The organism is Microcystis sp. LE19-131.1A, from assembly GCF_027532015.1.
Lineage (GTDB): Bacteria > Cyanobacteriota > Cyanobacteriia > Cyanobacteriales > Microcystaceae > Microcystis > Microcystis ichthyoblabe_A.
In genome coordinates this window covers 21,713-43,864 of the sequence record NZ_JAPZSS010000272.1, presented here as the reverse complement: position 1 = coordinate 43,864, position 22,152 = coordinate 21,713, and the positions used below count along the sequence as shown (strand labels likewise).

Genomic DNA, 22,152 nt, shown 5'->3' with positions numbered 1-22,152 from the left:
ATCGGGCTGGTGGGGGTCAATGTAGATATGATCGATGCGATCGGTGTTAAAAGTTGAAGTACGACGGATGATACCGTGGACTTCATAGCCTTTTTCTAATAATAATTCGCTTAGATAGGAACCATCTTGACCGGTGATGCCAGTAATTAGGGCGCGTTTAGCTTCAGTCATCAGTAATTTACCTAATCGGGAAGAATAAAGACCAGGGCAGGGTCTGACTGCTTATAGCACACTTTAGCCCCTCATGACAAGTTTGGCGATTAGTTATCGGGACAGTCTTGACAAGATTCCCTGAACCTGAATTCAGGTTTGGCAGTCCCTTTAACCCTTAATCCTTTCCCATCTGTGGAGTCCAAATCCTGAAAATATCTCTTCTTGTCGGGAAAACTCTTGCCACAAATAGCACAAATCTGTTATGATGGTTTGTCTGTGTCCCGATCAACCATACCAGTATTGAGAACAAGAAACGACTGTGGCTAATACAAAGTCTGCACTCAAACGAGTCCAAATCTCCGAAAGAAATCGACTACGCAACAAAGCGTACAAGTCAGCCGTAAGAACCCTGATCAAAAAATGTCTTGTCGCTGTCTCGTCCTACGGAGCCAACCCCAGCCCAGAAGGGTTAGAAAGCGCCCAACAAGCTCTATCAGAAGCTTACAGTAAAATCGATAAAGCCGTCAAGCGCAACGTCTTGCACCGGAACAACGGTGCTAGAAAAAAAGCCGGTTTAGCCAAAGCTTTGCAAAAAGTTAGCCAAGCTTCCTAAGGAACAAGTAAGCTGTAATCAGGACAGACGCAACAAGCGATCGGGGGTCGATGCAATTAATAGATACGCACGTTCATCTGAACTTTGACGTTTTGCAAGCCGACTTGCCCGCTATCTCCGAACGTTGGCGAAGTGTGGGAGTCGTTCATCTGGTTCACTCCTGTGTTGAACCAGAGGAATTTGCGGCGATTAAAGCCATTGCTGATCAATTTGAGGAAATTTCCTTCGCCGTCGGTTTACATCCCCTAGATGCCCAAAAATGGCGAGATAATAGTGCCGATCAGATCGAATCCCTAGCCCGATCTGATCGGCGCGTCGTGGCGATCGGGGAAATGGGGTTAGACTTCTATAAAGCGGATAACCAAGAGCAGCAAAAACGGGTGTTTTGGACGCAATTGGAAATCGCCCATCGTCTCGATAAACCCGTGATTATCCATTGTCGAGATGCGGCTAAGGAAATGCGGGAGGAAATCAGTGCCTTTCGGCAACAAGTGGGCAAAATTCGCGGCGTGATGCACTGCTGGACTGGCAACCCCGAAGAAACTCAATGGTTTTTAGATTTGGGTTTTTACATCAGCTTTAGCGGCATTGTCACCTTCAAAAACAGTAAAACCGTGCAAGCTGCCGCCCAAATTGTCCCCAGCGATCGCCTACTGATCGAAACCGATTGCCCCTTTCTCTCACCCAATCCCCACCGAGGTAAACCTTGTGAACCCTCTTTCGTCTTCCATGTAGCCGAAACCGTCGCCCGTCTGCGCGGCTATCCGGTCGAAACCCTAGCCGAACAAACCACCCACAACGCCCGCAAATTATTTCAACTCCCCAGTTAAAAAACATAGTTTATTAGACAGGAGAAAGGAGTCAGGAGTCAGGAGAAAGCTTTCATTTATTCTCCGGTGTTCCCCTACTCCCCCATCACCCATCCCCTCACCGCTCACTGATATCCGACCGTCGCTATCGTGTCATCAGCCCTTGTAACCATAATGAACAATCTTACCTTTAACCTCTTACCCGACCTCATCGAAATCCAACACTCCAGTTTTCGGTGGTTTTTGGAAGAAGGACTAATCGAGGAACTGAACAGCTTTTCCCCCATCAGCGACTATACAGGTAAATTAGAACTACATTTCCTCGGCCAGGACTACAGACTCAAAGAACCGAAATACAACGTCGATGAAGCCAAACGACGTGATAGCACCTATTCCGTTCAGATGTACGTTCCTACCCGTCTAATCAACAAAGAAACGGGAGAAAACATCGAACAGGAAGTGTTTATCGGCGATTTACCCCTGATGACCGAACGGGGAACCTTTATCATTAACGGGGCCGAACGAGTCATCGTCAATCAGATCGTCCGTTCCCCCGGTGTTTACTACAAAGCCGAAATCGACAAAAACGGTCGCCGTACCTACTCCGCTTCCCTGATTCCCAACCGAGGAGCTTGGTTAAAATTTGAAACCGACAAAAACGGCTTAGTCTGGGTCAGAATCGACAAAACCCGCAAATTATCCGCCCAAGTTCTCCTGAAAGCGATCGGATTGAGCGATAACGAAATCTTTGACTCCCTACGCCATCCCGAATTCTACCAAAAAACCCTCGACAAAGAAGGCAATCCCACCGAAGAAGAGGCACTCCTCGACCTGTACCGCAAACTACGCCCCGGGGAACCCCCCACCGTCACCGGCGGACAACAACTACTCGAATCGCGCTTTTTTGACAATAAACGCTACGATCTCGGGCGCGTTGGTCGTTATAAACTCAACAAAAAACTACGCCTCAACGTCCCCGATAACCAGCGCGTTCTCACCACCACCGACATCTTATCGGCGATCGACTACCTAATTAACCTCGAATTTGACATCGGCAACACCGACGACATCGACCACCTCGGCAACCGTCGCGTCCGTTCCGTGGGTGAACTGCTCCAAAACCAAGTGCGAGTAGGTTTAAACCGCTTAGAAAGAATCATTCGGGAACGGATGACCGTCAGCGAATCCCAAAACCTCACCCCCGCTTCCCTAGTCAACCCGAAACCCCTAGTAGCGGCGATTAAAGAATTCTTTGGTTCCTCGCAACTCTCCCAGTTCATGGATCAAACCAACCCCCTAGCGGAATTGACCCATAAACGCCGCATTTCCGCCCTTGGACCTGGCGGTCTGACCCGGGAACGGGCCGGTTTTGCCGTGCGCGACATCCACCCCTCCCACCACGGTCGCATTTGTCCGGTGGAAACCCCAGAAGGTCCCAACGCCGGTTTAATCGGTTCCCTGGCCACCTACGCTCGCGTCAACGACTACGGTTTTATTGAAACCCCCTGTTATGCGGTGGAAAATGGCCGAGTACGCTATGATCTCCCCGTTAAATACCTCACCGCCGACGAAGAAGACGATCTCAGAGTCGCACCGGGAGACGTGGCCACCGATGAAAATGGTTATATCCTGGGCGAAACTATCCCCGTGCGCTATCGCCAGGAATTCTCCACCACCTCCCCCGAACAAGTGGACTACGTTTGTGTTTCCCCCGTGCAAATTGTCTCGGTGGCCACTTCCCTGATTCCCTTCCTCGAACACGACGACGCTAACCGCGCCCTCATGGGTTCTAATATGCAACGACAAGCGGTTCCCCTGCTGCGTCCCGAACGTCCCCTGGTGGGTACTGGATTGGAAGCACAGGCCGCTCGCGACTCTGGCATGGTCATCGTTTCGCGTACCAATGGGGTCGTTTCCTACGTCGATGCTAACCGGATTCGCATCAAAGTGGCGGATGAAGACAAAGAGATTTTTGGCAAGAGCGAGATCGAGTACGAAATTCAGAAATATCAACGCTCTAACCAAGATACCTGCCTAAATCAGCGTCCTTTAGTCTATCAAGGTGAACAGGTTGTGCCGGGGCAGATCCTCGCCGATGGTTCCGCCACCGAAGGAGGAGAAATCGCCCTCGGACAGAATATCCTCGTCGCCTATATGCCCTGGGAAGGCTATAACTACGAAGATGCGATTTTAATCAGTGAAAGACTGGTGGCACAAGACACCTACACCAGTATCCACATTGAAAAATACGAAATCGAAGCCCGTCAAACTAAGCTAGGACCAGAGGAAATCACCAGGGAAATTCCCAACGTCGGTGAAGATGCCCTGCGAAACCTCGATGAACGCGGCATTATTCGCATCGGTGCCTGGGTAGAAGCCAGCGATATCCTTGTGGGGAAAGTCACCCCGAAAGGCGAATCAGACCAACCCCCCGAAGAAAAACTACTGCGGGCAATTTTCGGCGAAAAGGCCCGGGATGTACGCGATAACTCCCTGCGCGTTCCCAACGGCGAAAAAGGCCGGGTAGTGGATGTGCGCGTATTTACCCGCGAACAGGGAGATGAATTACCCCCTGGGGCCAATATGGTGGTAAGGGTTTACGTTGCCCAAAAACGCAAAATCCAAGTGGGCGATAAAATGGCGGGTCGTCACGGCAATAAAGGGATTATTTCTCGGATTCTGCCCCTGGAAGATATGCCCTACCTCCCCGATGGTCGCCCCGTCGATATCGTTCTTAATCCCCTAGGGGTTCCCAGTCGCATGAACGTCGGTCAGGTGTTTGAATGTTTACTGGGTTGGGCCGGCGAAAATCTGGGCGTGCGCTTTAAGATTACTCCTTTTGACGAAATGTATGGGGAAGAAGCCAGCCGTTTAACCGTCCACGGATTGCTAGAAAATGCCTCGAAAAAACCCAATCGCGATTGGGTGTTCAAGGAAGAACACGCCGGCAAAGTCACGGTTTACGATGGTCGCACCGGCGAACCCTTTGACCGTCCCGTTACCGTCGGTATGGCCTATATGTTAAAACTGGTTCACCTGGTTGATGATAAAATTCACGCCCGTTCTACTGGTCCCTACTCCTTGGTTACTCAGCAACCCTTGGGCGGTAAAGCTCAACAGGGAGGCCAGCGCTTCGGAGAAATGGAAGTCTGGGCCCTAGAAGCCTACGGGGCGGCCTATACTTTGCAGGAATTGCTAACGGTAAAATCCGATGATATGCAAGGACGGAATGAGGCTTTAAATGCGATCGTAAAAGGCAAGCCGATCCCCCGCCCAGGTACGCCAGAATCCTTTAAGGTTTTGATGCGAGAATTGCAATCCCTCGGCCTCGATATCGCCGTTCACAAGGTGGAAAATGCCCCCGATGGTACTTCCCGCGATGTGGAGGTGGATCTGATGGTCGATGTCGGCCGTCGCGCCCCCTCTCGCCCCACCTACGAATCCTTAACCACAGAAGACCTTGAGGAAGAAGAATCGGAAGTGTAATTTCAGTTATCAGTGAGCAGTAATCAGTAATCAGTGAGAAGTCAGGAGTCAGTAGTCAGGAGACAGGAGAGAATTTTCCAGGAAAAAGCAAAAAAAAGGACAGTAAAGTAAAAATTTGCCTATTCCCTATTCCCCGTTCCCTATTCCCTGTTCCCTTTTCTAACTGAATGCTGAATGCTGAATGCTGATAGCTAATAGCTGTTTACTTGTTACCCGGATCGAGATGTTTTATAACCAAACTGTTGACAAAGGAAAACTGAAAAAACTGATCGCTTGGGCCTATCAAAACTACGGTTCGGCGCGCTGTTCACAAATGGCCGATGAATTGAAAAACCTCGGTTTTCGTTTCGCTACCAAAGCAGGGGTTTCCATTAGTGTGGATGATTTAACCGTACCCCCGGCTAAACGACAAATGATCGAAAGTGCCGAACAGGAAATCCGGCAAACCGAACAGCGTTATGTGCGCGGGGAAATCACCGAAGTGGAACGCTTCCAAAAAGTAATCGATACTTGGAATAGTACATCTGAATCACTTAAAGATGAAGTAATTCGCAACTTCCAAGTTACCGATCCCCTCAACTCCGTCTATATGATGGCTTTCTCTGGGGCGCGGGGTAATATGAGCCAAGTGCGTCAGTTAGTGGGAATGCGGGGATTAATGGCTAATCCCCAGGGGGAAATTATCGACCTCCCGATTAAGACTAACTTCCGGGAAGGATTGACCGTTACCGAATACGTTATTTCCTCCTACGGGGCGCGCAAAGGTTTAGTTGATACCGCCCTACGGACGGCAGATTCCGGTTATCTGACCCGTCGTCTCGTCGATGTGTCCCAAGATGTCATCGTCCGCGAGGCCGATTGTGGCACCAATCGTTACATCGAATTAACCGCCATGACCGATGGCGATCGCGTGTTAATTCCCTTAAGCGATCGCCTATTAGGTCGTTCCTTGGCCGAAGATGTGGTGGTCAATGGAGAAGTGATCGCCACCCGTAACCAGATTATCGATGACGAAACCGCCGAAAAACTAGGCAAACTCGTCGATAAAATCAAGGTCCGCAGCCCCTTAACCTGTGAAGCGGCCCGCTCGGTTTGCCAAACCTGTTACGGTTGGAGTCTGGCCCACGGTCATCCGGTGGATATGGGGGAAGCAGTGGGAATTATTGCCGCCCAATCGATCGGGGAACCGGGGACTCAGTTAACCATGCGTACCTTCCACACCGGGGGTGTATTTACCGGAGAAGTGGCCCGGCAAGTGCGGAGTCCCTTCGAGGGAAGCGTGCGTTTTCTGCCGGGGTTAAGTATCCGTAACGTGCGAACTCGCCACGGAGATGAACGGGACCAGGTGGAGGCACCGGGGGAAATTAAATTAACACCCAGGGATAAAACTAAAGAAACTGTCACCTACTCTTTAACTCCAGGTTCGCTGCTATTCGTCACCGATGGCGCAACAGTAAGCGAGGAACAATTACTAGCGGAAATTACCTCCGATAAAGTCCAAAAATCCACAGAAAAAGCCACAAAAGACGTAACCAGTGACTTAGCCGGCGAGGTGCTATTCTCCCAATTAGTCCCAGAGGAAAAAACCGATCGCCAAGGCAATACCACCCGCATCGCCCAACGGGGGGGATTACTATGGATTCTCTCCGGAGAAGTGTATAACTTGCCAACCGGGGCCGAACCTGTGGTCAGTAACGGCGATCAAGTACAAGTGGGGGATGTTTTAGCAGAAACTAAGCTGGTATCCACTAACGGCGGTTTGGTGCGTTTAGCCCCCAATAGCCGGGAAATCGATATCGTCACCGCTTCCGTGTCCTTGGATCAGGCCGAAGTAAAAGTAGAAAGTAGTGCCGGTCGGGAACAGTTTATTATTCATACGGGAGATGGTCAAAGCTTCCTACTGAAAACCACTCCGGGGACAAAAGTACAGAATCATGCCATTGTCGCCGAGTTAATCGATGATCGCTATCAAACCCACACCGGCGGCATGATTAAATACGTCGATATCGAAGTCGCCAAAGGCAGCCGCAAACAGGGTTATGAAATCACCAAAGGCGGCACGATCCTCTGGATTCCCGAAGAAACCCACGAAGTCAATAAAGATATTTCCCTCTTACAGGTGGAAGATGGGCAGTATGTGGAAGCAGGGGAAGAAGTGGTTAAAGACATCTTCTGTAACTGTAGCGGTGTGGTGGAAGTGATCCAGAAAAATGACATCCTCCGGGAGATTATTGTCAAACCAGGGCTGTTATTTATGGATCTCGAACCGGAATCCTCCGGAATTGCCCAAGAACAGTTAATTTACCCCGGGACACAGTTGACTCCCGAAGTGACGATCGAGGAGTTACGGCAAGCGGAATGGGTGGAAACTAACGAGGGTTTGGGATTACTGCTGCGACCAGTACAGGAGTTCGCCGTAGAAGACCAATCCACTTCTCCCACCCAAGGTTCCGCTAACCAAGAAGGAGGACGACATATCGAACTGCGATCGGTGCAGCGCATCTTCTTTAAAGACGGGGAAAGAGTTAAATCCGTCGAGGGTTGTCAACTGATCAGCACCCAATTAGTCCTCGAAATTTCCAGCGAAGAACCAGAATCAGTCTCCCATCTGACGGCCGATATCGAGTTAGAACCGATTGAGGACAGGGATTGTCAGCGTTTACAGTTAGTTATTCTCGAATCTCTGGTGCTGCGTCGGGATAGTGATAATGATCCTTTAGGGGGTAATATTCAGACTCGCGTTCTCGTCCAAGATGGCGATGAAATCCCACCGGGGGCAGTGGTGGCCCGGACTGAGATTCAGTGTAAGGAAGCTGGAGAAATTCGCGGGATTCGCAAGGGTAGCGAACCGGTACGCCGTCTTTTAATTGTCAGTGACCGTGACGAGTTTATTCTCCCGCTCGCTGTTGCTCCCACCGTCAAAGCTGGGGATCTGGTAATCGCCGAAACCGAGATCGGCGCTGGAGTTTTAGCCCCCAATTCCGGTCAAGTGCTGGCCATTGACCAAACCACCACCGGCTATGAAATCCGTCTGCGTAAGGCCCGACCCTACCGAGTGTCGGCTGGAGCGATTCTGCACATCGATGAGGGGGATTTAGTCCAACGGGGCGATAATTTGGTGCTGTTGGTGTTTGAGCGCTCGAAAACCGGGGATATCATTCAAGGTTTACCCAGAATCGAAGAACTGCTCGAAGCACGCAAACCGAAGGAGGCTTGTGTACTAGCACGCAAACCGGGAGTTTGTCAAGTGGAGTATCAAGATTCTGAGATCGTCGATATTAAGGTGGTCGAGGATGACGGCACGATCAGTGAATATCCGCTTTTAGGCAGTCAAAACCCCCTGGTGAGCGATAATCAGCGTATCGATGTGGGTCAGGCGTTAACCGATGGTCAGGCTAATCCCCACGAGATTTTAGAGGTGTTCTTTAATTATTATGTGGATAGCTTGGGCAGTTACGAAGCGGCCTTAAAAGCCTTGGAAAAAACCCAGATGTTCCTCGTTGATCAGGTACAGTCGGTTTACCAATCCCAGGGGATCGATATTGCTGATAAACACATCGAAGTGATCGTGCGTCAGATGACTTCTAAGGTGCGGATCGATGACGGTGGCGATACCAGTATGTTACCCGGGGAATTGTTGGAATTGCGACAGGTGGAGACGGTAAATGAAGCCATGTCAATCACCGGTGGGGCGGCAGCTAAATATACGCCTGTACTACTGGGAATCACCAAGGCTTCCTTGAATACCGATAGCTTTATCAGTGCCGCCTCCTTCCAAGAAACCACCCGCGTCCTCACGGAAGCGGCGATCGAAGGCAAGTCCGACTGGTTACGCGGTCTCAAGGAAAACGTGATTATCGGTCGTCTGATTCCGGCGGGTACTGGCTTCAATGCCCACGAAAACATGGCGGGGGTCAGCGATTACACCCCCCCGGAGGAGGAATATAACTACAACAACAATCGTGGTTATTACGCTCCTCCCGGCGGCCTCGGTTTCCCCCCTCGTCCCGGTTTCGGCGACAGTAGTGAGGATAGCGATATGATTCTTGACGATCAAACCGCTCGCGCCTACGCTGAGGGTGATGTGGTCGATTTAGAGGATGATGAAATGGCTTTCCTATCTTCCCGCGGCAGCAGTCGCTTTAGTCGCCAACCCATCAGCGACAGCTGGTCAGAAGTCGATGAGGAAGGGGGAGAGAACGATTTCGAGGGGGATTACGAAGAAGAATAATCGTCTGTAGATATCTTAAAAGGAGGAGTGGCAGGAAAAACCCTTGTTATTCCCCAAAAACCTCCTCCTTTTCCCGACAAACTCCCTAATTTTTTAGCTAACTCACCAGAGTTTGGCAAGAAAAGAAGGCAGCATTTTTTGTCAACCAGAAAGGGTACAAGGTTGAGATTTGAAGAATTTTCTCTCAAGTCGGGATGACAGGATTTGAACCTGCGGCATCCTGCTCCCAAAGCAGGCGCGCTACCAAGCTGCGCTACATCCCGAAGTAAACTCTTTTTTTAGTATAGCCTAAGAGCCGCATTATTAATCGGGATACCAAAACATCCCTTTGATACCTTCGGGATCGAGAACAAAACCGAGACGACGATAGAAATCCACCACCTGCGGATCGGCGAAAAGAGTTATATTACTGATGTCCTCACCTCGCAACTTCCTGATCATAAATTTCATTAATGCTTTACCAAAGCCTTTACTTTGATAGTGAGGATGAACAACCACATCCCAGACCGTAGCATTAAAAGCGTGATCGGAAGTGGCACGAGCAAAACCCACTAAACGACGGCGATTACCTCGCACTTCCCACATCGACACCACTAAAAAACTACATTCGATCGCTTTTTTAACCTTGCGTAAAGGACGACGGGCCCAACCTACCGAGTCACAAAGTTCTTCTAACTCATATAGATCTAGCTCTCGATCGGTACTAAAAAATACTCGCGTCTGTCCGAGGTCATTCTGGGCAACCTCTACCAAGTCTCCCGAATAGTCAGGTGATGCAGTGACTTCCGAGCTATTAAATAATCTCTTCCAAAAAACCATGCCGGGGGGCTACTGCCTCAATATTATCCTTTTAGCCTAGTATATTTTATTTTCCCCTCTCTAAGAACAATCGGGCAACCGGAGTCCAAATGTGATTGGGTGAGTACGGAGAGGGTGGGATTTGAACCCACGAACCATTGCTGGTTACTCGATTTCAAGTCGAGCGCGATCGACCACTCTGCCACCTCTCCAAGGCAGCTAGACCTATATCCTATCATTAGATTCCTTGCATAAATCAAAAAATTTTCCGCAAATGAAAGGAAAAGGTGTGCATATTAGACCTCTTGCAGAAATCAAAAATCGTTGTTAGGGTTAGGAGTCAGTAGCCAGTAGTCAGTAGTCAGGAGAATTAAGAATGAATAATAATCAATTAAATGGTCTATTTACAGATTTTTAGCGTTGGCTGAATAAATCTGTTGGTGGAGTCAGTAGCCGGTCGTCAGGAGTCAGTAGCCGGTCGTCAGGAGATAGGAGTCAGGAGATAGGAGATTATTTTATTTATTCTCCCCACACCCCACACCCCACTTCCCACTTCCCACTTCCCACACCCCACACCCTGTCCCCACGAAAAACTTTTTCAGCAGACCCTGATTATGCAAGAGGTTTACTATCGGGTTAAAGATTAAAATTTCCCCTTTTCCCCTTCCCCGACTTCTGCAAGAGGTCTATTCTAGTACATTAGAAGTGTGATTAGGGGTTTCTGAGCAGGATTTTGGGCGGAGGCCGATAGGCCCGACTACTTCCCCTCACTACCCCCGCCGGGATGACCGACTTATTCCTTTAATTTCTGTAATTTTCAGCTTTCAAAGGGGAAAACTCAAATTAGAATAGGGAGGGGTGCCTTAAAATTGCTGTTTTGGCGTATAATCACCTCAATAAAATTTAGAAGCTCCTAGAGTTGATAGTTTTAAACATTTCTGTGAGGAAAATGTATTTATTATGAGTTCAATTATTGAAATCGGCGACCAAAAAATTAGCGAGTCAGAGGTATTGCCTCTTTTGGCAAAATATGGTATGTTACCCCAGTTAATCCGGGAAGTAATTATCGAACAAGCGATCGCCAATATCACCTGCAATCCCGAAGAAAGAAACGCGGCCTATTCCCGTTTCTATCAAAATAATCAAATTGCCAACGATGAGCAAATGAAATCTTGGTTACAACAAAACGGGATGGATTCCGAGCAACTAGAATATCTAATTCTGCGGGACATTAAATTAGAAAAATTTAAACAGGAGACTTGGGATAACAAAGTAGAATCCTACTTCTTGCAAGTCAAAAGTCAATTGGATAAAGTGGTTTATTCCCTGATTCGGACAAAAAATATCGGCATTGCCCAAGAACTATTTTTCCGGATACAGGATCGAGAAAATAGCTTCGCTGAACTGGCCAAAAAATACTCCCAAGGATCAGAAGCGGAAACCGGAGGACTGCTTGGACCCGTGGAACTGAGCACTCCCCACCCCCAGATCGGGCAAATTCTCAAAGCAAGTAAACCGGGGCAACTGTGGCCACCGACGCAAGTGGGAGAATGGGTCGTGATTGTCCGGTTAGAAAAATATTTATCCTGTGAATTGGACCCTCCCACCCGTCAACGCTTACGGAATGATTTATTCCAACAATGGTTAATGACTCAAATGCAAACAGTGAAATCTATCCCCGAATCAACCCCAGTCAATAGCGAGCAGGTATCGATTACATAGCATTTCCTTGCAAAACTGGGTAAACCCAGTCTTTTCGCTTAATTATTTGTCAACTTAGTCAATTTTCGCCTAGCTAATGAGTTATACCACTTTAGATTTTACCGCTTTTCTGGAGACTGTACAGCCCTTTGATCGCCTGCCCGTAGAGGTTAGACGTTCCCTCGGTCAGAAATTACAACCCTTTCGCTATGAGATGGGCAATGCCATACTCAAGTGCGGTCGCAACGCGCTCGCTACGCGAGACCGCTTACCCTCTCACCTCGTTCTTCTCTACGAGGGAGAGGCCAGACTTTTGGGTTACGATGCTAGGGTTAACAATTCGCTGCCGGTTACTTTGGCTAAATTACAGCCCGGGGATTTATTCGGGTGGATGAGTCTTCTGCGCGGTACCCCCTGTGAAACGGTGATCGCTTCTTCGGAAGTCACTATCTGTTTAACCTTAAAAGAAGAGGATTTTTGGTCTTTAATCAATAATTACCCCGAATTTAAGCAATATTTCTTTAAAGAAACCTCGATCGCTGAAGTTTATGCGACCCTAGGCTCCTATCTTAATCAACAGGCCTGGGGTGGGGGAGACCTGAAAGAAATTGCACAGGCTCTTTTAAACAGAGCTTGTGTGTCCTACAACCAGATTAACGATGATTATCTCTGGTTAGTCAGCGAAAATACCGACAATTATCCTATCGGCACAGTCATTACCCAAAATAATCCGACTAACACCCGTTTATTAGGTCTTTTCTCCAATCAGTTAGATGAATTCTTCGACGTAGCTCAGGGCAAGTTCTTGACAGTTGCAGCCGAATCGGCTGCGGAAACAAAAACCGATGATATCTGGGAAACCCAAGTCATTAAGGGAAATAAACCCACCCAGGTATTAGATATCCCTCAAGGAAAAATAAGCGACATCACCAGCGATATCGACCTTGACAAAACTCTCCAGAAAAACCGCAAATCCTATCCCTTTTTCAGGGGAAAAACGGAACTAGAGGCGGTGAGTGCCTGTTTTCAGATGATCTGCAAATATTTTAATATCCCCTTTCGCAAGGACGTGATCCAACGCATACTAGGGGATCAATTGCAAAGAACTGGCAGCCTTTCCCTGCCCCTGTGTGGGGCTGTGGCCGAGGTAGTGGGACTCCATAGTCAATTAGTGCCTTTACCTGCTACTTCCTTGCCCAATATCAACCCTCCTGCCCTAATTCGCTGGCAAGACAGCATCGTTATCCTCTACGAAATCAATCAACGGGAAACCACGATCGCTGTTCCCGAACGGGGGATAATTAAACGCAAAACCAGCGAATTTCTGGAATCTTGGGGCGAAAAAGGGGAAGTAATTCTGCTCAAACCCACCAAACACACCCAGCAACAGCGTTTTGGCCTATCATGGTTTTGGCCTTCTGTCAAGAAACATAAACGAGTCTTAATAGAAGTTTTTATTGCTTCTTTCTTCGTGCAGTTATTTGCCCTGGCCAATCCCTTGATGATTCAGGTGATCATCGATAAAGTGATCGTGCAGAATAGCCCAGAAACTCTGAATACCCTCGGGGTTTTCCTGTTAGTAATTGCCGTTTTTGAGGGAATTTTAACCTTTTTGAGGACATCCCTTTTTGTCGATACCACTAACCGCATCGACATGACCCTCGGTTCGGAAATTATCGATCACCTGCTGCGCTTACCCCTGAAATACTTTGAACGGCGACCTGTGGGGGAAATTTCGACAAGAATCAACGAATTAGAGAATATTCGGCAATTTTTAACGGGTACAGCCCTAACGGTGGTGTTAGATGCCATTTTCTCGGTTATCTACATCGTGGTTATGTTGATCTATAGCCCGATTCTAACCGTTTGGGCGCTGGGAGTCGTGCCGATTTTAGTTCTCTGCACAGCTATTTTCGCACCAATCGTGCGGCGACAACTGCGAGCAAAAGCGGAACGAAACGCCGAAACCCAATCCTATCTGGTGGAGGTGATGACGGGAATCCAAACAGTAAAAGCACAGAATATCGAATTGCGTTCCCGTTGGCAGTGGCAAGAACGTTATGCTCGCTATGTGGCCGAAGGTTTTCAAACGGTAATGACCTCAACTTTGGCCGGTTCCTTTAGTCACTTCTTTAACCAATTATCGGGTTTATTAGTGCTGTGGGTGGGAGCAGCCTTAGTTTTAGACGGACAACTCACTCTCGGTCAATTAATCGCCTTCCGGATTATCTCTTCCTACGTTACCTCGCCGATTCTGCGTTTGACCCAACTCTGGCAAAACTTCCAAGAAACCGGCTTATCCCTGGAAAGATTAGCCGATATCGTCGATACTCCCCAAGAAGCGGAACTCGATCGCCACAATATCCCCATGCCCTTAATTAAAGGCACTGTCACCTACGAAAACCTCGCTTTCCGCTTCAATCCCCACGGTGCCCTGCAACTATACAACATCAATTTAGAATTCCCCGCTGGCACTTTTGTCGCTTTGGTGGGAGAAAGTGGCGCTGGGAAAAGTACCATCACTAAACTATTAGCCCGTCTCTACGAACCAGAATCGGGACGGATTCTCATCGATGGCTACGATATCAACAAAGTGGAACTCTATTCCCTGCGTCGTCAAATTGGCATGGTTCCCCAAGAAACTCTATTATTTGACGGTACGGTACAGGAAAATATCGCCCTGACTAACCCCGATGCGACGGTGGAGGAAATTGTCTCGGCAGCGAGAGCAGCTGCAGCCCACGAATTTATTATGACCCTACCCAATGGCTATAATACCCGCGTCGGTGAACGGGGGGCATCCCTATCGGGGGGACAACGACAACGGGTTGCGATCGCTCGTTCCGTCCTGCAAAGACCGCAAATTCTCATTCTTGATGAGGCCACCAGCGCCCTCGACTATAACACCGAACGGCAAGTGTTTCTGAATCTCAAGGAAGTTTTCAAGGATCACACGGTCTTCTTTATTACCCATCGTTTAGCTTCGATCAAATCCGCCGATATTATTGTCATGATGGATAAAGGGACAGTAGCGGAGGAAGGCACCCACGAGGAATTAATGGCCAAAAAAGGCCTTTACTATACTCTCTATAAACAACAGGATTCGCAAATCTAGTTAGTCAGTTATCAGTTATCAGTTATCAGTTATCAGTCATCAGTTATCAGTAAACGGTTATCGGTTCACTGATTACTGTTTACTGTTCACTGCTCACTGAAAAAATAAATATAGGAGAATCCCCATGAACAGCAATTCTAATAACGGTCAAAACGGCAAGGGCAATGGTAAAAGCGATGAACTGACCCAAGCGGGTAAAAACGTGGCCACTACCACGAAAAATAAAAGTATTACCCCTTCTTTACCCACTTTCAGCCCACCGGAACAATCGGTGATTCTGAAACAATCGCCCATTTGGTCGCGGACGATTATCTGGACATTAATGAGTGTCACCACTGCCGCTTTAATTTGGTCAGTGTTCGCCAAAATCGAGCAGGTGGTCGGTGCCCAAGGACAACTTAAACCCCAGGGCAAAGTGCAAGAAGTACAAGCACCGGTGAATGGGGTGGTACAGTTCGTTAAAGTTAAAGATGGCGATCGAGTTAACAAAGGGGATGTACTGGTTTTAATGGATTCCAGTGCCTCGCAAGTGCAGTTAGAATCTTTGAAAAAAATTCGCGCCACTGCTGAGAAGGAAAATCAATTCTATCGTCTCTTAATGGCGCAGGATCTGACACCGGCAGCAGTGGAAAGTTCGATCGCTCAATTAAAATTACCGAGTGAAATCGCCGATTTAGCCCGTAATCGTGCCGCTTTGGTAGCAGAAAATCAACTTTATCAAGCACAGGTCAATGAAGGTGCCTCTAGCTCTGCTCTACAAGGGGAAGAGTTAGCCCGTTTAGAGGTTGCCCAACGAGAGGCCAATTCTCGACAAGCGGCCGCTAGATTGGAAATGGAACAATTAGCAAAACAATTGAACCAAACCAGGGTACAGTTGGCCGATGCCCGCTCCCAATTAATCAATGATCGCTTCGTCTTAGAAGAAATTAAGACTCGTAATGCCAATTCGATGAAACAAGGCCAAGAAGGCTTGGATATCGAGCGTAATATTCTTAAGGATATTGAACCCTTGGGAGAAGAAGGGGCGGTCGCCCGTTATCAGATTAATAAACAAAAACAATCTGTCACTGACCGTCAAAATGAACTGCAGCAGCAAGAGGCTAACGGCAAAATTGATCGAGAAAAACAAGAGCAAGAAGTACAAACCCGCATCGCCGAAATTTCCCGTTTGGAACAGGAAGAAAAGCGTTATTCCCTATTGATCTCCCAAGCGCGAGAAAGGCTGATTAACACCACAGTAATCACGGAAAAAGATGTGCGTGATAAAATGGCGGACAATCAGAAACGGATTGCTGAAATCGATAGTCAGATCAGTCGCGTTATCATTGATAACAACAAGCGCATTGCTGAGTTAGATAGTCAAATTAGTCAAGCACAACAGACGATTAAATATCAAAAAATTACCGCCCCCATCGATGGTGTGGTCTTTGATCTCAAGGCGCGGCCTGGGTTTGTTCCCCAACCAAGTCAAGCGGAAGCATTGTTAAAAATTGTTCCCGATGGCTGTCCCACCCAGATCAAAGATGCTGCTAAAGGTTGTTTAGTGGCAGAGGTGGACGTGACTAACCAAGACATCGGTTTTGTGCGCGTGGGACAAAAGACCGATATTCGCATTGATTCCTTTTCCTACAGTGAATACGGCGATATTAAGGGAGAAGTAATCTCGATCGGTTCTGATGCTTTACCTCCCGACGAAAATCACCGTTTTTATCGGTTCCCTGTCCGGGTAAGCTTGAGCAGTCAAGAGTTAGTTTTGAAAGATAAATCTACTCTGCCGCTGCAATCGGGGATGTCTGTGAGTGTCAACATCAAAGTCAATGAAAATCGCACGGTTTTGGGACTATTTACCGATATGTTCAATAAACAGGTGGATACTCTCAAACAAGTCCGTTAGGCGAAAAAATTCGGGGGTACATCCTGCCAACGGCCTGAACCGATCGCGCTAATCGCTTCCGAGAGGTTAACCGCACCGGTATAAAGAGCGCGGCCCACGATTACTCCCGTTACTCCCAAAGGTTCCAAAGACAATAAACTCAGTAAGTCTGTCAGGGAACTAATACCCCCGGAGGCGATGACGGGAATTTCGACAGATTCGGCTAATTCTCGCAAAGCGGCGAGATTCGGGCCAGAAAGGGTGCCATCTCGATGAATATCAGTGTAGATAATCGTGCTGGCTCCTCTTTTTGCCATATCTTGACCGAGTGCGATCGCATCTACTGAGGAAGTTTCTAACCACCCCCTGGTGGCTACTTTACCATCGCGAGCATCAATACCAACAATTATTTGCCCCGGAAAGCTTTGACAAAGTTCGCTGACTAATTCTGGCTTTTCTACGGCTACTGTCCCTAAAATCGCCTTTTCTACCCCGATTTTTAGGAGATTACTCACCGTTTCTAGATCTCGCAGTCCACCCCCCACCTGTACGGGAATGGCAATATCATTAAGAATTGTTTCAATGGTTGACAAATTAACCGATTTACCCTCTTTGGCTCCATCCAAATCGACTAAATGTAATCTGGTTGCCCCCTGATTGACCCATTCTCGCGCCACTATTGCGGGATTATCATTAAAAACCTGCGATTGTTGGTAATCTCCCTGATAAAGTCGCACACATTTGCCATCGAGAATATCAATAGCGGGGATAACTTCCATGTTTTTCTCAATATCTAACTAAGGAGCGTTTTTTATTATATATTACCAGCCTTGTCAGTTATCAGTTATCAGTTATCAGTTATCAGTTTTGAGTCTGAGAGGGGAACAATCCCTCTCAACGCATTGTCCACAAAGGTTTTAAAGTGCCAGCCATTGCGGGGATCGGGGGGAAAATTCCTGGACTTTTTCCCTGAAAATTAGGTAACTGACTACCTCAAAACTGGTAAAACCCCACACCCCAAACCCCATACCCCACTCCCAGGAAAAGCTTTTTGCCGCAAACCATCTATATTAAGTGTGCATGATCAAATGGCAGTAACAGTGCTGTCTTTTCACTGATTACTGTTTACTGATCACTGATTACTGATTATCGATTCCTAGGGGAAAAAATTCTTCTAGAATGATAAGTACATATACGAGAGGAATTATACTCATGTCTGCTGGGAAGTTTCAAACAGCCGCTTCATTATCCGATCGAGAGCTAGAAATACTCGATTTAGTGGCTAATGGTTTAACTAATCAAGAAATCTCGGAAAAGCTGGAGATTAGTAAGCGTACCGTTGATAATCATATTAGTAATATCTTGACGAAAACAAAAACCGATAATCGGGTGGAATTGGTGCGTTGGGCATTGCATTGGGGTAAAGTTTGTCTTGATGATATTAATTGTTGTATCCTTCCTTCCCCGGCGCTGACCGATGATCAGGTTTCCTAAACTTCTTCGACTTTTGCTTGCGGTTAATATCATCAGTCTGGGGGGATGTAGTGATGCGGGTTTTGTCACCCCTCCCCAACAGCTTTTAGGAAATACTTTAAATACCCCTTCCTCAGAAGATAATCCCCGTTTTAACTACGATGGTCGTTATCTGGTTTTTGCCTCTGATCGCAGGGGTCAACGAACGATTTATTTATTCGATCGAGTGGCTAATCGTTTAGTTCCCCTACCGGGGTTAAATCAAGCAAAAACCTATCAAGATCAGCCAGATATTAGTGCCGATGGTCGTTATATTGTTTATGTGTCGGAACAGTCCGGTAAACCCGATATATATATTTATGATCGACAAACTCTGCAAGCAAAAAATCTCACCGAAAATATCTTAGGAGAAGTGCGTCATCCGACGATTAGTGGTAACGGTCGTTTTATTGCTTTTGAAAGTAATCGTTTCGGTCAATGGAATCTGGAAATATTCGATCGAGGTGGCGAAATTTCTCCTTCTTTACCCCCGATAAATTCTTCCCCGTCCCGATAGTATTGGGAGAGAAGGGAGAAGGGTGCGGGGAACTCACAGGTGTAGGTATTTTACAAACCTGTGAAGAGAAGACAAGGAGGACAAGGAGGGAAAGTGGACAAGGAAGTTTTTAGGCGCAAAGAGCAAAAGTGAGATGAGGAAGTATTAACGGCAAGAGTAGATTTTGTCAGAGACTGTTGTGGAAATAAACCATTTAAAGAAATAGCGGCTCTTCTCGTTTCTGTTCAGTATTTTTATCAGCTACTAATTGGGATTTTAAAGTATGATAACCTCTTTTACTACCCAAAAAATCTTTCTGTTTCTTTTGGTGGCGTTCCCTGGGAGTTTCCGTTACATCCATTACCGTTACGACCGGTATCTCTGCTTGATTTAGTAGAGCTTTTTTTTCTTTTAAACGGAAGTTTCCCGATGGTAAAAGCATCCGTCTTTTTGAATTGTTCATCTGGTAAGTTTTGATAATCCATACTTTTGCTAATAAACATAGCAAAAGTATAGATGATTTCCTGACCTAAGATCACATTTTATTCTTTTTTCCACTTCCATCTAAAAATCGAGAAAAAAGAAAAACGCTGCATTATACCATAAAAAAATTATGTAAGAGGTTTATTCTTTGACAATAGAGTTGAATTCCTTGCAGCTTGGCTAAGGAGAATTTGGGTTTAATGGGAAGGAGCAGTAAAGACATAAAACTCATCCGCAGCAAGCGATAAACAAGGATAGTTAAAGTCGTATGTTTTTCGAGACTGAGAAGATAACCATAGATATTATGAGTTAGTCTTAGATAACCATAGCGTCGGGTGATAGAAGATGGTTCATGAATAATTTTAATCTGATTGGTAACAACGACTAAATAGCCTTGATTTGCGTATCTTCGGGAAAAATCAAAGTCTTCGTAGTAGAGAAAGTAATCGGGATCAAAATGGGGACAAGTGGAAAAATTAGAGAAATTAATTAATAAACTGCATCCCGTCACCCAGTCAGGAATAAGATAGGGTTTATTTCCATAGTCTAAGGATTCCTCTACCACGTTAATTGTGCCGATTTTAGCATTAAATTTTCCCCAACCAAACCAGATTTTACCATCCGGTTCGTAAATTTCTGTACCAGCGATGGCAACTTCGGGATATTGCTGAAAAAATTTGCTTGCTTTCTCCAGAGAGTCCGGTAATAAGTAAGCATCGGGATTAACTAACCAAACGATAGCTTCTTTGTCTTGTTGATAAATCCAATCAAGTCCTAGATTACATCCTTTCCCAAATCCTAAATTTTCTCCCGCTTCAATAATCTTGACTCTTTGCGCTGCTAAAGATTGGATATTTTTATCTTCAGTGGAATTGTTAATAATGATGAGAGTAGCAGATAAGTTATCGTTGAGGGAAACGATTAAACGCTTAATTAATTCCCCGCAATTGTAGTTAACCGTCAATAGATAAATCATTACAGATAAAAGGTAGGAGTCACTGGCAATTAATAATGGTTAGAGAATAGCTTTTCCGTACTAATTACTCTTTTTGGAGAGGACAGAGATTATACTTTTCAATTTTACTGGAAAAGGGTTGACAATTTTGGAAGTCAATCTCTAGATTTTCTTTAGCTAAATCCTTCCCTAGCTCTGGAGATTTGCTATTAAAGTCAGTCATCAGAATATAGAGATTACCCACGGGGGTTTCTGCGATAAACTTTTCAGCATTTTTTCGCATTAAAGTTCCCTCACTAACTCCCATATTTCCTCGCAATCGCACAAAACGAGTCGAAGCGGGAAAATGGGGAACTAGATAACCCGTTCCTTCATCTCCCCACATAACAATCGTGGAATTTTCGTAGGGTTTTAATGCTTGACTATCGATACCAAAGTAATTATCTGACCATCCCATTCTCCACCAGTCTAAGGGTTTGACTGTAGCGGCAATTAAGGCAAAAATAGCGATCGAGATTATAAAAACTGTCCTTTTATGAGGATAAAGATAGGCAATGATCAGGATAATTAAAACTGGTGTAATTAACTCTAAAACTATCAAGTAACGATAGATAGAAAAACCCTTTAACCAGATCAGATAGGCACTACAATAAAAAGGTAATAGAAATCCGAGAATGGGTACATGGACTAAATTATTTTTTTGCTCTAGAGAACGGCGAGAGGTGTACTGATAAATAATCACTCCCAGAAGAATGACAATTAAAAGATAGGCAATGGCAAAACGAGTCTCTTTAAATTTTACCTCAGCCACTAGGGTTTGTTCCTGCACAAAATAAAAGGGATAAAATAAAAATTGCCAAACATCTTTCGGTAAAAACCGGGTATCTTGCAGGTTAAAATCTGTTTCGATGTAGGGAGATTGAAAAATTTTGTTGAAAAAGGGAAAAAGGGGATTAGCAAAATTAGTCCACATCAGGATTATCCAATAACCCATCGTCAGGGAAAAACCCACAGCCATAGAGAGAATTAAAGTCAGAAGATTACGCAGCTTTTCTTTGATGGTATTGGTTAAAAAACTAATCGCCACGATTAAACTGATACTATACAGTGCCGTGGTCAATTTTAGTCCTGTTGCTAGTCCTAAAAGCAATCCTGCGAAAATTATCGTTTTAAGCTTAACTGGTTGATTACGACCAAGACAAGCGATAATCAAAAATAATCCTGCCAAAACAAAAACACTGCTGGTACTATCTCCGATACTGGTTCCTAATTCGGAAATATAGGCTGCGCCAAAAATACTGGTAATCGCTGCCGCTATGCTTAAAGTTATCTTGTATCTTTCGCAAACCTTATCAAAGGAGTGATAAGTGATTAAATGAACTAACCACTGATTTAAACCGTGAAATCCTCCCAAGAAAAACCCAACCACCACCGGAGGTAGTTTTAGGTAATAGATAGCAACAAAAAAAGGAACATCCATCAAAGGATTAAAGAAAGTTTGTATCTGTGCTGGGAGGACATCATACTTAAAACGTCCCGTTAATAACATATAGGGATTATAAAAATGATAATTGCGTAAATCCCAGCTAACATCTTGACCTAAGATAACTGATAAAATCCCTAGTCCGATAAAATAAACTACTGCCCAGAGGAGGGGATGAGTCAGGTTGAACCGTTTTAATAATGTCATAACTTAATCAATAATTCTGGTGAATTTGACGAGAAAACTAACCCGTTTTTGTGCCATTAGACTAATTAGTAGCTCTGGGACGAGTCGGACTTTTAGCTGATAGCTTTTTACTTGATATACCATGTTTGGCTAACAAATACAAACGGAAACTTTTAACTCCCAAAAACGTCCTTAGGCGAGTTGACCAAATTTTGATATACTAAGGTGATAAAATTGCCCACCATACTGACTCGATCG

General features: G+C 46.0%; 14 protein-coding genes, 2 tRNA genes and 1 pseudogene. 9 read left to right on the top strand and 8 right to left on the bottom strand.

Annotated elements, in window-relative coordinates:
* Positions 1 to 171: GDP-mannose 4,6-dehydratase (locus tag O9323_RS19335; protein WP_288125597.1), on the bottom strand; the 171-nt coding region annotated here is incomplete at its 3' end.
* A 301-nt stretch (positions 172 to 472) separates the two neighbouring features.
* Between O9323_RS19335 and rpsT the strand changes: the two genes are divergently transcribed.
* From rpsT to O9323_RS19315, 4 genes are all read left to right on the top strand, one after another.
* Positions 473 to 766: a 30S ribosomal protein S20 gene (gene rpsT / locus O9323_RS19330; RefSeq protein WP_002752333.1), complete on the top strand. Its 294-nt coding sequence runs from the start codon at positions 473 to 475 to the stop codon at positions 764 to 766.
* 50 nt (positions 767 to 816) lie between these two features.
* On the top strand, positions 817 to 1,596 hold the full coding sequence (locus O9323_RS19325; RefSeq protein WP_002752332.1) for a TatD family hydrolase: 780 nt from the start codon (positions 817 to 819) through the stop codon (positions 1,594 to 1,596).
* Between the two features lie 153 nt (positions 1,597 to 1,749).
* The gene (gene rpoB, locus O9323_RS19320) at positions 1,750 to 5,061 is read left to right on the top strand and encodes a DNA-directed RNA polymerase subunit beta (protein ID WP_002735867.1); all 3,312 of its coding nucleotides are present in this window, start codon (positions 1,750 to 1,752) and stop codon (positions 5,059 to 5,061) included.
* A gap of 223 nt (positions 5,062 to 5,284) precedes the next feature.
* Positions 5,285 to 9,292: a DNA-directed RNA polymerase subunit beta' gene (locus tag O9323_RS19315; protein WP_288125596.1), complete on the top strand. Its 4,008-nt coding sequence runs from the start codon at positions 5,285 to 5,287 to the stop codon at positions 9,290 to 9,292.
* Positions 9,293 to 9,481: 189 nt separating this feature from the next.
* Here O9323_RS19315 and O9323_RS19310 read toward each other — a convergent pair.
* The 3 genes from O9323_RS19310 to O9323_RS19300 all read right to left on the bottom strand — a co-directional run bounded on the left by O9323_RS19310 (position 9,482) and on the right by O9323_RS19300 (position 10,302).
* Positions 9,482 to 9,555: transfer RNA gene (locus O9323_RS19310), tRNA-Pro, on the bottom strand.
* Between the two features lie 40 nt (positions 9,556 to 9,595).
* Complete coding sequence (locus tag O9323_RS19305; protein WP_002736326.1) at positions 9,596 to 10,111, bottom strand: GNAT family N-acetyltransferase; 516 nt, start codon at positions 10,109 to 10,111, stop codon at positions 9,596 to 9,598.
* Positions 10,112 to 10,217: 106 nt separating this feature from the next.
* Positions 10,218 to 10,302: transfer RNA gene (locus O9323_RS19300), tRNA-Ser, on the bottom strand.
* A 748-nt stretch (positions 10,303 to 11,050) separates the two neighbouring features.
* On the opposite strand from O9323_RS19300, the gene O9323_RS19295 reads away from it, so the two are divergent.
* From O9323_RS19295 to O9323_RS19285, 3 genes are all read left to right on the top strand, one after another.
* Complete coding sequence (locus O9323_RS19295; protein WP_002752328.1) at positions 11,051 to 11,812, top strand: peptidylprolyl isomerase; 762 nt, start codon at positions 11,051 to 11,053, stop codon at positions 11,810 to 11,812.
* Positions 11,813 to 11,888: 76 nt separating this feature from the next.
* A complete protein-coding gene (locus tag O9323_RS19290) occupies positions 11,889 to 14,906 on the top strand; it encodes a peptidase domain-containing ABC transporter (protein ID WP_288125595.1) in 3,018 nt (1,005 codons plus the stop codon).
* 124 nt (positions 14,907 to 15,030) lie between these two features.
* Positions 15,031 to 16,800 (top strand): beta-barrel domain-containing protein, encoded by a 1,770-nt coding sequence (locus tag O9323_RS19285; RefSeq protein WP_024969319.1) that lies wholly within the window; start codon positions 15,031 to 15,033, stop codon positions 16,798 to 16,800.
* Here O9323_RS19285 and hisA read toward each other — a convergent pair.
* Positions 16,797 to 17,558, bottom strand: coding sequence for a 1-(5-phosphoribosyl)-5-[(5-phosphoribosylamino)methylideneamino]imidazole-4-carboxamide isomerase (gene hisA, locus O9323_RS19280; RefSeq protein ID WP_002754770.1), 762 nt, complete (start codon positions 17,556 to 17,558; stop codon positions 16,797 to 16,799). The two genes, O9323_RS19285 and hisA, sit on opposite strands and share 4 nt — an antisense overlap.
* A gap of 433 nt (positions 17,559 to 17,991) precedes the next feature.
* On the opposite strand from hisA, the gene pedR reads away from it, so the two are divergent.
* Both pedR and O9323_RS19270 read left to right on the top strand, forming a co-directional pair.
* Positions 17,992 to 18,273 (top strand): photosynthetic electron transport-dependent transcriptional regulator PedR, encoded by a 282-nt coding sequence (pedR, locus tag O9323_RS19275; RefSeq protein ID WP_002737431.1) that lies wholly within the window; start codon positions 17,992 to 17,994, stop codon positions 18,271 to 18,273.
* Complete coding sequence (locus O9323_RS19270) at positions 18,257 to 18,808, top strand: TolB family protein (RefSeq protein WP_002774341.1); 552 nt, start codon at positions 18,257 to 18,259, stop codon at positions 18,806 to 18,808. Before pedR ends, O9323_RS19270 begins: the two co-directional genes overlap by 17 nt.
* A 220-nt stretch (positions 18,809 to 19,028) precedes the next feature.
* Here the strand turns inward: O9323_RS19270 and O9323_RS19265 are convergent.
* The 3 genes and pseudogenes from O9323_RS19265 to O9323_RS19255 all read right to left on the bottom strand — a co-directional run.
* Positions 19,029 to 19,244, bottom strand: a pseudogene (locus O9323_RS19265) (IS5/IS1182 family transposase); the annotation flags it as partial.
* A 138-nt stretch (positions 19,245 to 19,382) separates the two neighbouring features.
* Positions 19,383 to 20,246, bottom strand: coding sequence for a glycosyltransferase (locus O9323_RS19260; protein ID WP_002754777.1), 864 nt, complete (start codon positions 20,244 to 20,246; stop codon positions 19,383 to 19,385).
* A 64-nt stretch (positions 20,247 to 20,310) separates the two neighbouring features.
* Positions 20,311 to 21,915, bottom strand: coding sequence for a glycosyltransferase 87 family protein (locus O9323_RS19255; RefSeq protein ID WP_002774344.1), 1,605 nt, complete (start codon positions 21,913 to 21,915; stop codon positions 20,311 to 20,313).
* Positions 21,916 to 22,152 lie beyond the last annotated feature (237 nt).

What these genes read in the sequence shown, in the direction of transcription:
- O9323_RS19325 (WP_002752332.1), top strand. Translation starts at nt 817, where the DNA reads ATGCAATTAATAGATACGCACGTTCATCTGAACTTTGACGTTTTGCAA.
- rpoB (WP_002735867.1), top strand. Translation starts at nt 1,750, where the DNA reads ATGAACAATCTTACCTTTAACCTCTTACCCGACCTCATCGAAATCCAA.
- O9323_RS19315 (WP_288125596.1), top strand. Translation starts at nt 5,285, where the DNA reads ATGTTTTATAACCAAACTGTTGACAAAGGAAAACTGAAAAAACTGATC.
- O9323_RS19305 (WP_002736326.1), bottom strand. Translation starts at nt 10,111, where the DNA reads ATGGTTTTTTGGAAGAGATTATTTAATAGCTCGGAAGTCACTGCATCA.
- O9323_RS19295 (WP_002752328.1), top strand. Translation starts at nt 11,051, where the DNA reads ATGAGTTCAATTATTGAAATCGGCGACCAAAAAATTAGCGAGTCAGAG.
- O9323_RS19290 (WP_288125595.1), top strand. Translation starts at nt 11,889, where the DNA reads ATGAGTTATACCACTTTAGATTTTACCGCTTTTCTGGAGACTGTACAG.
- O9323_RS19285 (WP_024969319.1), top strand. Translation starts at nt 15,031, where the DNA reads ATGAACAGCAATTCTAATAACGGTCAAAACGGCAAGGGCAATGGTAAA.
- hisA (WP_002754770.1), bottom strand. Translation starts at nt 17,558, where the DNA reads ATGGAAGTTATCCCCGCTATTGATATTCTCGATGGCAAATGTGTGCGA.
- pedR (WP_002737431.1), top strand. Translation starts at nt 17,992, where the DNA reads ATGTCTGCTGGGAAGTTTCAAACAGCCGCTTCATTATCCGATCGAGAG.
- O9323_RS19270 (WP_002774341.1), top strand. Translation starts at nt 18,257, where the DNA reads ATGATCAGGTTTCCTAAACTTCTTCGACTTTTGCTTGCGGTTAATATC.
- O9323_RS19260 (WP_002754777.1), bottom strand. Translation starts at nt 20,246, where the DNA reads ATGATTTATCTATTGACGGTTAACTACAATTGCGGGGAATTAATTAAG.
- O9323_RS19255 (WP_002774344.1), bottom strand. Translation starts at nt 21,915, where the DNA reads ATGACATTATTAAAACGGTTCAACCTGACTCATCCCCTCCTCTGGGCA.